Origin of the sequence: Pseudoalteromonas piratica (assembly GCF_000788395.1) — a bacterium.
GTDB lineage: Bacteria > Pseudomonadota > Gammaproteobacteria > Enterobacterales > Alteromonadaceae > Pseudoalteromonas > Pseudoalteromonas piratica.
Window position 1 is genome coordinate 514,648 of record NZ_CP009889.1, and the last position, 12,758, is coordinate 527,405.

The following is a 12,758-nucleotide window of genomic DNA, read 5'->3' on the forward strand; positions in this document are numbered from 1 at the left end:
CGTACCCTCTGTTAATTCTTTCAATATTTGGAAGCTTTATGCTGCGTTTTGTTTGCTTATTTTTGATTGTCACTTCATCTTTTACTTGGAGTGCGCAAACAGATGATAGATTAAAAGAGGCGAAAGATTATTTAACGGTTAAACCCTCAGAAAGCTTACATATTCTTCAAGAAATTGCCGCAACATCAGAACTCAACGATAAGCAACAAATCGAGTGGTATATTTTAAATATGCGCGCGTCGTTACCGCTTGGTAAGTTAGATAACTTAATTCAATCCGTAAATAGTGTGTTTAAATACCGCAGCCATCCTTATTTTGCCGAAAATATAACGTCGATTACCAGTGCTTTGGGAATTTGGTTAAGGCGAAATCGTTACCTTATCGATGCAGAACTTAGTTTTAAATGCTCTTATCAAAGCGCCAGCAATGATCGCCTGCGCGTGATTTTAAATAACAGTTTAGCTTTGTTAGCCCGAGAGGTGGGAGACCTTGAACGTGCAAAATCGTTATTTGAGTATTCAGCCAAAATGGCAAAAGCAGATAAAAATTTAAATATGATGGGTATGATAAGTTTTAATCAAGGTCTTATTGCGTTTGATGCCGGGCAGGTTGCTAAAGCAGAAACTTATTTTCGTAAGGCTCTTGAGTATTATCAGGCAATTAACAAAGGTGCTGGTAAAGTTAGGGTTGGCACCTATTTGCTGTTTGCTTTTGTGGTGCAAAAAGAGCTGACAAACTATCAACGATTATATTTGCCCACATATCAACAAAGCCAAGCTTTTCCAAATGAAGCGACTAAAGCCTTATTAGCTTGGGTTAACGCCGGCTACATGCATCAAACGGGCAAATTGATAAACAGCCAAATGCGTGATGAGCTACTTAAACACTTCACTAAAATTAGTGACTATCACGAACAGCTGCTTGTTATAGAACACCTTGCCAAACCACTGGGTATCGCATTAACCGTTAGTGAAAGAAAACCACAGCATGATCGCTTTCAAGCCGAGTGGTTTGAGCTCGTAGAAAAATGTCATTTTACTTAGTTTTTAATAAAACCAGTATGGCGTTTAAACTGCTGAGAAATTGAGTAAATAGTGAGTGTAAAACAACCTTTTTAGAATTTTTGGCTCTTTTATACTCTCAACAAATAAATTACGAAAAATTGCGTTTAATCGCTACAGTTTGACTATATTCAAAGGAGTACAATAATAACGAGTTGCGATACGAATGCGCCATCTTTCTATACAAACTAAATTAATCACATTTATTTCAACCACACTGGCTTTGCTGGTCATCACACTAGTTGCAAGCAGTTGGGTGCAATTGAATAGCAATAATCACACTCAAAGTAATCGCGTTCAATCTGTTTTGCTCAGTGAGATTAACGAAAAGCTTATGAGTAAAACCCAGTATTATGCGACTGAAATCGCAAGCTATATAAATACTGAGTATAAAATCCCACTCACGCTGTCTGGGGGATTGGCAAATACCGCAATGACAAGCCCGTTATCTCGAGAAGGTGTTTATCAATTAAGTTTGGGAGCACTGGCAAGTAATCCAGATATTTCTTCAATATACGCACAATTCGAAGCAAATGGTTATGACCAAAAAGACAGTGAATTTCGCTCTGGGTATACCCATTCAGTACCAGATGCGGGCACGCTTGAAATTTATATTACACGAGAAAGTGATGGTCGCTTAGTACAGCATCAAGTTGAAGATGCTGCTGAAAAATATTTAAGTGAAAAAAATGAATTTGGATTTCGCGAAAGCGAATGGTATTTGTGTGCCAAAGACACAAAGCGGCCATGTATTATGGAACCGTATTTGTATGAGATTGAACCCGGCCAATCAGAATTGATGACCTCGTTAACGGTGCCAATTATCAGTAATAATCAATTTATTGGTATTGTCGGTGCAGATATCAATTTACCAAAGTTTCAATCACTTACTGAAAGCATTTCAAATGGCCTGTATAACGGGCAAGCCAAAGTCACAATTTTAAGTAATATCGGTTTAGTCGTTGGCTCTAGCCACTATAAAAAAATAGCTCGCCCGCTTAGCGAATCGCTCACCAATGGCGATGCAAATAATATAATGAGCATCCGAAAGCGACAAGAACAGATTGAAGTTGGTGATAATTTGGTTTTTGCTATGCCAATTAATATTAGTGCTGCTAATACGACATGGAGTCTTATCGTGGAGTTGCCGAAAAGTGTCGCATTAGCCAATGCGTTTGAACTTGCACAAGAACAAGCCGATGCCTCTGCGAGTGTTGGTCGTTCAATGATATTTATTGGTGTATTGGTATCAATTATAGCGATTGCGGTATCAATTATGATTCTTCGCACCATTGTTAGGCCGATTACTGAAATTAAACAACGCATTGAAAACCTTGCAAGCAGTGAAGGTGATCTCACTGTGAGTCTTGATGTAACGCAACATGAAGAACTAATTTTATTGGCTGCGGGATTTAATCAATTTACTGAAAAGTTACGCAATATGATTGATGGTCTAAAAGATCTTGCGAACGATGCATTTAGTCAATCTTCCAATACCTCTCAGGCAGCGCAAGACATCAAGGCCAAGGTAAATATGCAACATATGGAAATTGATAGTGTTGTGACCGCCATTAATGAACTCAGTGCGACTGCGAGCGAAGTGGCGCGCTCTTCTGAAAGCGCAGCGACCACAACAAATGAGACTAATTTAAAAGTAAAAGAAAGTGAACGGGGTATTGTGGCTGCGTCACAGTCAGTTGAAACGATGACAGATCATGTAAATAGCGCCAAAGAATCAATCGGTGCTGTTTCAGAGCGCAGTAATGATATTACGCACATTCTAGATGTCATTCGTTCCATTGCGGAACAAACAAATTTACTAGCGCTTAATGCGGCAATTGAAGCGGCTCGTGCCGGTGAGCAAGGGCGCGGTTTTGCTGTAGTTGCAGATGAAGTTCGTTCACTTGCATCAAAAACACAAGACTCGACCAATGAAATAAGTCAATTAATTGATAACCTGAAAAATGAAGTTGGCAAATCGGAATCGATTATTGATAAATCAGTTTCTCAAGCGAGTGAAGCCATGGAACATTGTGCTACCGCCGCATCGCAAATGGGTGAGATGGTGAATGAACTTGCTTTGATTTCAAATGAAGTAACGCAAATCGCCACCGCAGCTGAAGAGCAAAGTGCGGTGACTGAAGATTTAAGTGCTAATATGACAGGTATTTCCGATGCTGCTGCAGAGCTTTCAGCACTTGCTGATACCGTAGAGCAAGCCGCGCAGCAACTTACCTATTTAGTTGAGCAAAAACATAAACAATTAGGCCAGCTTAAAACGCAATAAACATCTTCTAAATAGCTTCAACATCGAGTTGGCAATTCGCCCTGACTTGAAGCTATTTAAAATCGACATCCATTTAATATCAAGTTTGGGCCTTTATCCATTTATTTTGCCAAACATCACCGCATATAGCCGTTAAGCACAAAAGTCATTTTAATTTATTTGTCCTGCATAAACTAAAGCCATCAACACAACAGGACAGTAACAATGACAATCACAGAAAACAGCTTATTTGACTTTGAAGTTTCCCATTTAGTGGAAGGTGGTATCGCTTTATTCGCACTAGGTGTGACTTTAGGCACTTTAATCGGCGCTGGCATGACAAGCGCGGTTGTGATTGGCAGTGTGGCTGCATTAGCAACTTACTTAGTGCGTCACAAATAAATCGTTAGAACAACTTAATATCCCAACCATTAAAAACACTTGCCTTCAACCAGCAAGTGTTTTTTTATGCGTCTAAAGCATAAATTAAGGATTGTAACTGAGTAGGTTGAAGCGTGTTAGGACAATACAGAATGTGATGATTTTCGTAACCTAATGCAGCATACAGAGGCAAAGTCGCAATGCCCTTTTGCGTGATTTGGCTCACGTCTGGGGTTTTAATTAAACGAATTACTTGGCGCTCTCCAAATTGCGCAATACTTGGAATGTATGGCCTAAGTTGCTTGATGAGCGTTTCAAGTAACCATTCATTGATATCGCCCCCTAAAATGATTGTTTGACTGTTAAACATCGATTCTATGGTATGAATCGCAATGCGCATCGGCTCTTCAGCTTTATTTACCCAGATTGGTAGTTGTTTATTGTTTTCGTTGAGTGATGCCAGAAAATCATCATGTTTTTGAGTGGTTAAATTAAGTGCGCTTTTCAGTGAATTAAGGGATGCGAAGTCATTTAGGCGACCCAATTCGCCAGTTTCATTATCGGTTTCGGGTGTGACAAAAATATCACCCAATGCGCCAGTTAAGCCATTTTGGCCCAGTAAAATGTTGCGATTATAAACAACAGAAGATTCAATGCGATTACCAATGTGTACATAAACAAAACTATGTAACGTTTGCGCTTCACCAAATAGCATTTGATAGGCAGCGCAAGCGGAAGCTGTACTTTCGAGTGCTACCGGTAGGTTTAAGCTTTTGGCTAATTCGATTTGTGTTTCTTTTGCTGCCTTATGCCCGTCTAAAGCAAAATTGTTGCTATCTTGAACTGCCAGTCCAACACCCAAAATTTTGTTGCTATCGATATTATCAATATTGATAAGGGTATTTACCAGATAAGTGGCTTTTGACACTAATTCGCTGTTTTCGAATAAGGTTGTGAGGCTATTAATACAATCGCCATTCAGTTTAAAAATACCGACAAACAGTTCATTTCCCATAATCCGTATGGCAATTGAAAAGGCGGCTTTTTCATTGAAGCAAAGCATTTTTGAAGGCTTACCTGCCCCCTCAGCTTTTTTAATACCCACTTCCGAAACTAAATCGTGCTCCAATAAGGTTTCAACCATGTTAGTGATGGTTTGTTTCGTTAAGTTGGTATTTCGGGCGATTTCTACACGGGATATTGGGCCTAAAGCAACGATCTGAGAGAGTGCCAATCTTAAATTGAGCGCTTTATTTTGCTTTGCGTTTGATCCTTTCAACTGTAATGACCTGCTTTTATCCCAAAATTCAGAAGTTTAATTGATGATATATTGAGTAATGATGGATGTGCAATTAATAAGTGCTAATTTGCTTAGAATTAATTAGTCAAAACATTTGACATAATGATTCGTATGCATAAATATAACACAATCCATTGTATAAAAAGAATTCAAAAATGAAAGAGCAAGGACAGCAAAAAAGGCAATGTATGCGCCGTTTTAAGAAGATTATCACTTTAACAACGGGAATATATTGTTCTTTAATGGCTACTTGGAGTGCTGCTGAACAAGAAATCGATTGGCAACAAGCGAAACAAGCGTCATCAATTTCAATGACTAATCAGCAAGTTGAATTAATTAAACAAAAGAAATTAACGGCAGCAATGGCATGGCATGGCGCAAGTCCATGGATAAGTGCAGTATCTCGAGGTGCATCAGACACCTTTGAAATGTTAGGCATAAACGTAGTTGCTAGCACTGATGCGCAATTTGACCCTGCAAAACAAGTCGCTGACCTAGAAAATATTACAGCGCTCAAGCCAAATATCCTTTTGTCGCTGAGTGTTGATGGGATAAGTACCAAGCAAAGTTATCAAAAAGCACTCCAGAGTGGTTCTCAACTGATGTTGCTCAGTAATCCTATTCCGGGGTTTGTTCATGGCAAAGATTATGTGGGCATTGTGACTGATGACATGTTTGGTATGGGGAAAGAAGCTGCCATTAGCATTCGAAAAGCGTTTGGCGAAAACGCCAAAATAGGCATGATCTTTCACGATGCACAGTATTTTATCACCAATAATCGCGATGATGCATTTCGCAAAGAAATAGCGAAATCGAAAGGCCTGGATATTGTGATTGAAAAAGGCTTTGTAAAAGAGCACGAAACCAGTGCGATAGCTGCCGCTATGATATTACAACACCCAGAGCTCGATGTGATTTATGTATCATGGGATGCTGCGGCAGAAGGGGTTATTGAAGCGCTGCGCTCATTTGGTAACCGTTATATTAAAGTCGTCACGCATGATCTTGGCGTGAATAACCTGCTTGATATGGCGATGCATGGAAACATGCTTGCGACCATTTCTGATAGACCCTATGTGATTGGGGCAACAATGGCAAAGTTGGGTGCATTAGCCACATTGGGCGAATCGGCTCCCCATTTTACACTGGTGCCTTATGATGCCGTAACGCACGAGAATATCGCTGAAATTTGGCAACATGCGTTTAAAGCGCCATTACCAAAAATGCTTGACCTTGCACTAAAACAATAAGGAAGAAAAATGAGTGCCAGTGACTTAACACTAATTGAAAGAAAATCGCGAGTGATGGAATTTGTAAGTAAATACGCATTTAAACGTGAGTTATTTATTTATTACATTTTTTTAGCTGTACTGCTGTTGTTTGCTGTAGTGCTTCACGATACCGCCTTTTTTAGCTTAACCAATTTTATGAACATCATTCGTCAAACTGCGCCAATAACGGTGATGGCGGTAGGATTGACCTTCGCCTTAGCAGTGGGCCATATTGATTTGTCCATAGGCGCTGTTGTTGCGCTGTCAGCCTTGGTTGGTGCGGTTTTGTTGCAATATACAGGTATTGGATTGGCTGTGTTAGGCGCGCTTTCGGTCGGTTTAGTTGTTGGTTTAGTTAATGGCTATTTAATCGAACGACTACAGGTGTCTTCTCTGTTAATCACACTGGGCACAATGGGCGTAATTACCGGACTTGCTCGTCAATTTACCAATCTTGAGTCGGTGCCAATTATTAATGGTGATTTCACCGGTTTTTTTGGCGCCGGTGAGTTCTTTGGTATTCCTTCATTACTTATATGGACCCTAGTAATTGCAGGCTTTGGTTATGTGGCACTCACTAAATTGGCATTTGGGCGTCACTTATTGGCCGTAGGCGGGAGCCCAAAAGCAGCACTTGCAATGGGTATAAAAGTAACGCGTATTCGAGTGTATGCCTTGGTGATTTCTTCAATGGCTGCAGCCTTGGCAGGTCTATTGTATGCAGGTCGCTTACACGGTGCTCGTTATACACTCGGTGAGGCAGACTTACTCACAGTAATTGCAGCAGTTGCAATTGGTGGCACAAGTTTATTCGGTGGACGTGCATGCATTATTGGTGCAGTACTTGGTTCATGGTTAATGGGGCTGATCAATAACGGGCTTATTCTGTCAGGCTTTTCAACTAATGAACAAATGATTGCCAGAGGGCTGATTTTGATTGTTGCAGTCGCAATCGGTGTTAAGGAGATTAAAAATGGTTAGAACCGCATTAGATCAAGTTGCTTTGGAACTGAAAGGTATTCAAAAAAGCTTTGGCGCCGTGACAGCACTAAAAAACGTGAGTTTTAAAATCAATAAAGGCGAAGTTGTTGGTTTGTTAGGAGATAATGGCGCGGGTAAATCAACGTTAGTACGCTGTATTTCGGGGATTCATGCACCAGACAAAGGCGAAATTCGTGTAAATGATAAACAAGTACAAATTACCAACCCCGAACAAGCAAGGGATGCGGGTATCGAAACAGTTTTCCAAGATCTTGCAATGGTACCGGAGTTCAATATTGCGGATAATCTGTTTCTAAATCGTGAAATAAAGCACAAAAACCCTATTTTACGTGCCTTAGGCTGGCTAGATAAAAAAGCCATGGAAAAGCGTGCCAAAAAAGCCATTAATCGTTTAAACAGTCGGATCCCAAGTTTTCAAGCACAAATCCAATCTCTTTCAGGTGGCCAACGCCAAGCGGTTGCGATTGCACGCGCGGTTAACTGGGGGGCTGATATTGTGATTATGGATGAACCCACAGCAGCACTTGGTGTTGAACAAAGTGCGCAAGTAAACGAGCTCATCAACGTGATCAGTTCACAAGGCGTCGCAGTACTGTTGATCAGCCACAATATGCAACATGTGATTGATACGTGTGACAGAGCAGTGGTGCTCTATCAAGGTGAATCAGTTGCTGATGTGTCGGTATCCGATGTCTCTAAAGAAGATTTGGTGGCGCTTATCACCGGTGCTAAAACTGCGCTGCAAGTGAGCGCCAGTGCGGCATAGCTAAACTCTAAAACTTAGTGTGGCAAAACTCTTAATTGCATTGTGTCACACCTCTACGTTTAACAACTTTAATTTACATTTATGCAAAAGCATAAATGCGGTTTTTTGCGGCCTAAATTTGGAGAAATTATGGCAACTCATACGAAAGTGGCACAGCTCATCAGTACGATGACATTAGCAGAGAAAGTAGGGCAGTTATTTGTTCTGGCGTTTGCAGGACAAGATATCGATTACGCAAAGAAATTGGTGAAAGACTATCATGTCGGTGGCTTTTATATCACCGATGACAACGCTGCCACACCAATGGGGGCAAAAAAGCTAGCCAATGAGTTACAGCATCAAGCCCAATTACGCGCCTGCGATGCGCCGCTATTATTGTGTGTTGATCAAGAAGGCTCGTGGGGAATATTGGCCCGTCATACCGACTTGGGACCGGGTAATTTAGCCTTGGGTAAAGCGGATAATGACAGCTTAACTGAGCAAATGTATCAAGTGTATGCACAGCAAATGCACTCGCTTGGCTACAACACTTTGCTATCACCTTGTTCAGACGTTAATGCAAACCCAAATAATCCAATTATTGGTCTCAGAGCATTTGGTGAAAAGCCTGTGCATGTTGCAAAGCATGTCGCAGCGGCGGTTCGTGGTGCAATACGTGGGGGGAATTTGGCAACAGCAAAGCATTTTCCAGGTCATGGAGACACCCACAATGATTCACATCAATGCTTGCCGAGCGTTGATAAGTCTTTGCAAGAACTGAAAGAGAGCGACTTGGTGCCTTTTCAAGCTGCAATTGATGCAGGCGTGTCCATGATCATGACTAGCCATATTATGTATCCGCAATTGGATGACACCTATCCAGCAACGTTATCTACAAAAATTTTAACCGACTTATTGCAACAGCAAATGGGTTTTAACGGTTTGATTATCACCGACAGTATGAATATGTGGGCAATGCGGAAAAATTATCAACCCGCAGAGGCTGCAGTACTCGCACTTAAAGCTGGGGCACATCTGGTCATGTTAAGCGAAGAGCATTATGAAAATAGTGCGACCGATTATAAAGCGATTCAAAAATTAACGATTAATGGGGTGATTGATAGAGTTAAAAGCGGGGCGCTTGATGAGTCAGTGATTGATGCCAGATTAAGTCATGTGCTGAATTACAAATATAGCCAAATGAATACCTTACCAACGTCAGAACAGTTAGATCACAATCAGATAGCAGAGATTATTGCAGATGCAGTAGCTGGCAGTGTTATTACTCTAAGAAATAAAAAAGGATATTGGCCGCTGATGGAACGTGAATTCACCCTGACATTTGCGGCTGACCCTAGGAAATATGAAAGCCTTGTGAACAGTCGCGGTATTGGCCCAAATGATCCTCGCTCTGCAAAAGACACCATACTCACTGAGTTATCAGAACGAACAAATAGGTTTGAATTATTGTCGTTTGAGCGGTTAAACACCTTACTAAATTCACAAGAGAACCACACTTTGACCAAGCCGTTAGTGATTGTTACTGAAGATTACCCGCTACCTGGAGAAAGCTTTGATGTGGCCGACCAACAACAGTTAGTAAAGCGTGCGCTCGAAAAGTATGGTGATCAAGTTATTGTCGTTGCAATGCGTTCAGATTATGAGTTAGAGCACTATGACGCATTAGCAACCTATGTTTGTTGTTATTCCAGCCGGGTTTGTGCTGCTAAGCATCTCGCAAGCCTCTTATAAAAATTTACGAAAAAAATCATAATTGCTTGACAATTAGTCAAAACAATTGAATAAATAATTAATCAAAACGTTTTACTTAAAATGTGGGTGTTTGCTGACGTCTGGGGGAGAGCGGTGCTTTGGCGGTGTGGGTTCTTTAAATCACATTGAATGATTTGGGTAACATGCAAGCAAATCAAACACATAACAATAACATGCTTATAGATAATAATAAGGATAACAAGATGAAGACGAGCCAACCGATCGCCAACACGTTAAAGGCTAAACGCCTCTCACTGTGTATTGGTGCAGCACTTACTGCGATAAGTTTAAATTTGTCTGCAGAAGAAGCGCAAGCACTCGCAGAAACTGCACAAGCACAAAGTAATGAAGTTGAAACCATTGAAGTACGTGGTATTCGCAGAAGTTTAACGCAGGCGCTTAATACCAAGCGTTTTGCTAATGCAGTGGTTGATTCTATTTCAGCGGAAGACATTGGTAAGTTCCCAGACAAAAATATTGGTGATGCACTGCAACGCATTCCGGGTGTAACGGTTGTTAGAACCTTTGGTGAAGTAAATGGTGTAACAATCCGTGGTACTGCCCCTGAACATAGCATGGTGTTATTAAACGGACAAAATGTAGCGAGTGTGGGCTGGTTTGATTTAGGTGGTATGAACCGCAGCTTTAACTTTGAAATGCTTGCATCGGAGCAAATAGCTGGCATGGATGTGTATAAATCGGTTGAATCAAACCTCAATGAAGGTGCGATGGGGGGGACGGTTAATCTTAAAACGCGTAAACCACTTGATATGGATGCTGGCACTGTATTTGCCTCTGTAGAAGGCATGTATCACAACAATGCAGAAGATTGGTCACCGGCATACTCTGCGTTAGGCAGTTGGAAAAATGAGAGTGAAACATTTGGTGTGTTACTGGCGTATTCAAATGAAGAATCAAAGGTCTATCGCGAAACATTGTCAAACTTTGGGCCAGCGGGTAACGCTACATTTACCGATTCAAATGGTGTAGAACGTAGTTCCTATGGTGCCATGTCCTCTATTTTATTTGACGAAGATCGTGAGCGCGCGAGTTCACAGCTTACACTTCAATATGCGCCAAGCGATAACCTTTCTTTCAATTTAAACTACAACTTATTTGAACTGAAAAACGACCATGTTAACTCCGCGATGTTCGCAATTGTTGGTTTCGGTCAAATGCAGGGCGACTCGGTAGTTGAAAATTCTCAAGGTATTGTCACTGCTGCTACATCGCTAGCATCAGGGGTGGGGCTTGCACCTTTATTTAATAATGCGGTGCTGCGTAAACCAGATATGGAAACGGATGCGTTGAATTTCAGTGTCGAATATGATGCAGATACTTGGTCAGCGGACTTTGTAATAGGCAAGTCAGATGCACGTGGCGAAACGCTACAAACCAGTACTTGGTGGGGTGATATTACCGAAACTGCTAATTCAAGTTTTAGCTTTGATGTTGCCGGTCCGCTTGAGTTAATACCTACTAACCCCGCGTATTTAGACTCTCATAGCAATTTCGATTTGTTTATGGAGTACACCTACATCAACTATATCCGTGAAAACGAAATTGATTATGCTCAGGCTGATTTTACCTTCTTGCTTGAAAGTGACATTATTACTTCAATTCAGGCAGGTATTAAATATCAAGAGCAAGTCTTCGCATCACAAGGTAATTATCAAGACTTAGATCTTGCAGCGGCAATGGCCGACGGTCTCTCCCTTGCAGACTTTAACGGTGGTTTTGTCTCAGGTTTACATTCTGCTGAAGGTCGCGCAGGCAGTATGTCGGCGTTCCCTGTTGCCAGTCGCGGTATTTGGGATTACGCCGAAGCAAATAAACCAAGTGCTATTTCAGTACGTGATGCCTTTTCGATTGAAGAAGACATTACAGCGGCTTACGTAAAAGCGAATTTTGCCGGTGACGGCTTCCGCGGTAATGTTGGTCTACGTATTGTCGATACCGATATTCTTTCGGTAGGTGAAATCAATAATGTGCCAGGCGAAGTTGAGAAATCCTATACTAACTACTTGCCAAGTGTGAATGTGGTAATGGATCTATCGCAAGATCTTATTTTCCGTGTCGCAGCCGGTTCAACGGTTTCACGACCTGATTACGATGATATGAAAGTTGCTGATATTATTTCCGAAAGCTTTCAAACTGCTAATGTGGGTAGCCCTGAACTAAATCCTTACAAGTCTGATCAATATGATATGGGCTTAGAATATTACTTTAATCCTTCATCAATTGTGGGGGCGACCTTCTTCATTAAAAATATTAGCGATTATATTGAACAAACAACAGCACAAGAAGATTACCCTGGTTGTGGTCCTAATTGTTTGGTTACTCGGTCTCGTAATGTGGGCACTGCGGATGTAAGAGGTATTGAGCTACAGTATCAACACGATTTTGGTAACGGGTTTGGTACCCAGTTTAATTACACTTACACAGATAGCGCGCGCACAAACTCAGCGGGTGAGCAAGTACCAATTGAAGAAGTGTCTAAGAATTCATTTAATTTATCAGGCTATTTCGAAAATGATATGTTCAGTGTGCGTTTAGCATATAACTACCGTGATGATTGGGTTCGCCAATATAATGGCAGTAGCTTAGATAGTTTAAATGATGCGTATGACCAGCTAGATGCATCCGTTATCTGGCATGTTACTGAAAATGTTGACCTCTCTTTTGAAGCGGTAAACTTACTTAATGAAGCCCTGGTACTGCGTCAACCAAAAGCAGGCAATATTGTACACAGCGTTGATGAATTTGGTACACGTTACTTTGTTGGTGCAAGTATTCGTTTCTAAATAAATGATGTGAGGCGAAATGCCTCATTTCTTGCACGTTTTTGGCTGTGTTAGCTGTTGTCAGTCAACGCAACACGCCCTTCACCGGTCTAACACAGATGAGCAAATATTAATCGTTGTTGCGATTAGTGTTAGGCTCGTGTTCCCCTAAGGCA

9 protein-coding genes are annotated in these 12,758 nt (G+C 41.2%); 8 read left to right on the forward strand and 1 reads right to left on the reverse strand.

What is annotated here, in order from left to right:
- The first annotated feature begins 38 nt into the window (after positions 1–38).
- The 3 genes from OM33_RS17075 (at position 39) to OM33_RS22640 (ending at position 3,729) form a co-directional block, all read left to right on the forward strand.
- On the forward strand, positions 39–1,043 hold the full coding sequence (locus tag OM33_RS17075) for a tetratricopeptide repeat protein (protein WP_040135358.1): 1,005 nt from the start codon (positions 39–41) through the stop codon (positions 1,041–1,043).
- Positions 1,044–1,227: 184 nt separating this feature from the next.
- Positions 1,228–3,348 carry a methyl-accepting chemotaxis protein gene (locus OM33_RS17080; RefSeq protein ID WP_040135360.1) on the forward strand — a complete coding sequence of 707 codons (2,121 nt, stop codon included), beginning with the start codon at positions 1,228–1,230 and terminating at the stop codon, positions 3,346–3,348.
- A 204-nt stretch (positions 3,349–3,552) separates the two neighbouring features.
- Positions 3,553–3,729: a hypothetical protein gene (locus OM33_RS22640; RefSeq protein ID WP_199922621.1), complete on the forward strand. Its 177-nt coding sequence runs from the start codon at positions 3,553–3,555 to the stop codon at positions 3,727–3,729.
- Positions 3,730–3,793: 64 nt separating this feature from the next.
- Here the strand turns inward: OM33_RS22640 and OM33_RS17085 are convergent, their stop codons facing one another.
- On the reverse strand, positions 3,794–4,987 hold the full coding sequence (locus OM33_RS17085; RefSeq protein WP_040135362.1) for an ROK family transcriptional regulator: 1,194 nt from the start codon (positions 4,985–4,987) through the stop codon (positions 3,794–3,796).
- Positions 4,988–5,163: 176 nt separating this feature from the next.
- Here OM33_RS17085 and OM33_RS17090 point away from each other — a divergent pair, with 176 nt between their 5' ends.
- From OM33_RS17090 to OM33_RS17110, 5 genes are all read left to right on the forward strand, one after another.
- Complete coding sequence (locus OM33_RS17090) at positions 5,164–6,258, forward strand: substrate-binding domain-containing protein (RefSeq protein ID WP_040135363.1); 1,095 nt, start codon at positions 5,164–5,166, stop codon at positions 6,256–6,258.
- A 9-nt stretch (positions 6,259–6,267) separates the two neighbouring features.
- Positions 6,268–7,260, forward strand: coding sequence for an ABC transporter permease (locus OM33_RS17095; RefSeq protein ID WP_040135366.1), 993 nt, complete (start codon positions 6,268–6,270; stop codon positions 7,258–7,260).
- Complete coding sequence (locus OM33_RS17100) at positions 7,253–8,047, forward strand: ATP-binding cassette domain-containing protein (RefSeq protein ID WP_040135367.1); 795 nt, start codon at positions 7,253–7,255, stop codon at positions 8,045–8,047. The genes OM33_RS17095 and OM33_RS17100 overlap by 8 nt, the downstream gene beginning before the upstream one ends.
- 129 nt (positions 8,048–8,176) lie before the next feature.
- Entirely contained in the window at positions 8,177–9,778 is a 1,602-nt protein-coding gene (locus tag OM33_RS17105; protein ID WP_040135369.1) for a glycoside hydrolase family 3 protein, read from the forward strand.
- A gap of 224 nt (positions 9,779–10,002) precedes the next feature.
- Positions 10,003–12,603: a TonB-dependent receptor gene (locus OM33_RS17110; protein WP_040136909.1), complete on the forward strand. Its 2,601-nt coding sequence runs from the start codon at positions 10,003–10,005 to the stop codon at positions 12,601–12,603.
- Positions 12,604–12,758: the final 155 nt, after the last annotated feature.

Bases quoted from the DNA above. Each gene is read 5' to 3' on its own strand.
- OM33_RS22640 (WP_199922621.1), top strand. From the start codon at position 3,553: ATGACAATCACAGAAAACAGCTTATTTGACTTTGAAGTTTCCCATTTA.
- OM33_RS17100 (WP_040135367.1), top strand. From the start codon at position 7,253: ATGGTTAGAACCGCATTAGATCAAGTTGCTTTGGAACTGAAAGGTATT.
- OM33_RS17110 (WP_040136909.1), top strand. From the start codon at position 10,003: ATGAAGACGAGCCAACCGATCGCCAACACGTTAAAGGCTAAACGCCTC.
- OM33_RS17080 (WP_040135360.1), top strand. From the start codon at position 1,228: ATGCGCCATCTTTCTATACAAACTAAATTAATCACATTTATTTCAACC.
- OM33_RS17095 (WP_040135366.1), top strand. From the start codon at position 6,268: ATGAGTGCCAGTGACTTAACACTAATTGAAAGAAAATCGCGAGTGATG.
- OM33_RS17105 (WP_040135369.1), top strand. From the start codon at position 8,177: ATGGCAACTCATACGAAAGTGGCACAGCTCATCAGTACGATGACATTA.
- OM33_RS17075 (WP_040135358.1), top strand. From the start codon at position 39: ATGCTGCGTTTTGTTTGCTTATTTTTGATTGTCACTTCATCTTTTACT.
- OM33_RS17090 (WP_040135363.1), top strand. From the start codon at position 5,164: ATGAAAGAGCAAGGACAGCAAAAAAGGCAATGTATGCGCCGTTTTAAG.